At 50.7% G+C, this 835-nt stretch carries 1 protein-coding gene; it reads right to left on the bottom strand.

Annotated features, from left to right (window positions below; genetic code table 11):
* Positions 1-169: 169 nt before the first annotated feature.
* Positions 170-724 carry a transposase family protein gene (locus JUK32_RS00180; RefSeq protein WP_204136857.1) on the bottom strand — a complete coding sequence of 185 codons (555 nt, stop codon included), beginning with the start codon at positions 722-724 and terminating at the stop codon, positions 170-172.
* Positions 725-835: the final 111 nt, after the last annotated feature.

The raw sequence follows: 835 nt of genomic DNA, 5'->3' as shown, positions 1-835 counted from the left end.
CCCCATGGGAAATTAGCTCGGTGCCAGGTCTCTCTTCTTCCCCCTTGAGTGAATCACACTCAAGGGGGATTATTATTTAGAGTTGTTGTAAATTAGTGAAGTCTCTGAAGCAAGCCGCTACCCTTCTGCCATTTGCCCCCTTTAGGCCGCCATCAGATAGATAAAAGTTCTAGAGCCCAGCAGCGGTCAACATGGAGCGGTCATCGAAATTCTCCTTGCGATTGCGATAGACCTGCGCCGAAATCTCATAGTGCTTGAGGCCGCCAAAGGCATGCTCTACTATCACCCGTTCCTGAGCCAGGGTGCAATTTTCGGCTTTTTGTTCAGCGGTGAGCTCTCCCTCTTTCGGTTTCTTGTGCGGAATCTCCACGTTCACATACTCATTTTGTAATCCTTGCAAGCCCGAATCGTCTTGGATTTTGACCTCATCGGGAATCCATTCCGCCCATCCTTCGGTATTCAGAATACCTTTGTCATAAGCTTTGCCCGGATAGGATTGGCTCAAGACCAAAATGCGACGGTCGGGGGCTACCGCGCCCAGGTGACTGCGGGTATGCTGTTTCTTCTTGCCCGAATAATCGGTTTTCTGTTGTTCATAGTCTTGGGCTCGTCGAACCGGGCGTTCAGTCCCGTCGAGCATCAACCGCTCAACGGTGGGAAAGGCCTCGAAAAACTCTTCAAGACACGTAAGTTGGCGTTTCTGCAGGGCCAGTTTCTTCCCCAAGGCTTGTTCCACCACTAGTTGAAGTCGATGTATCTGACCTTACCTCGAAAAAGTGGACATTCCCGCAGAGTCGACAAGGAAGGAGAATGTTCAGATGACTCAGAAACCGCG

Source organism: Halomicronema sp. CCY15110 (assembly GCF_016888165.1).
In the GTDB taxonomy this organism is placed as follows: Bacteria; Cyanobacteriota; Cyanobacteriia; order Phormidesmidales; family Phormidesmidaceae; genus Halomicronema.
Note: the sequence above shows the minus strand (reverse complement) of the source record. Positions and strands in the feature narration are given on the sequence as shown.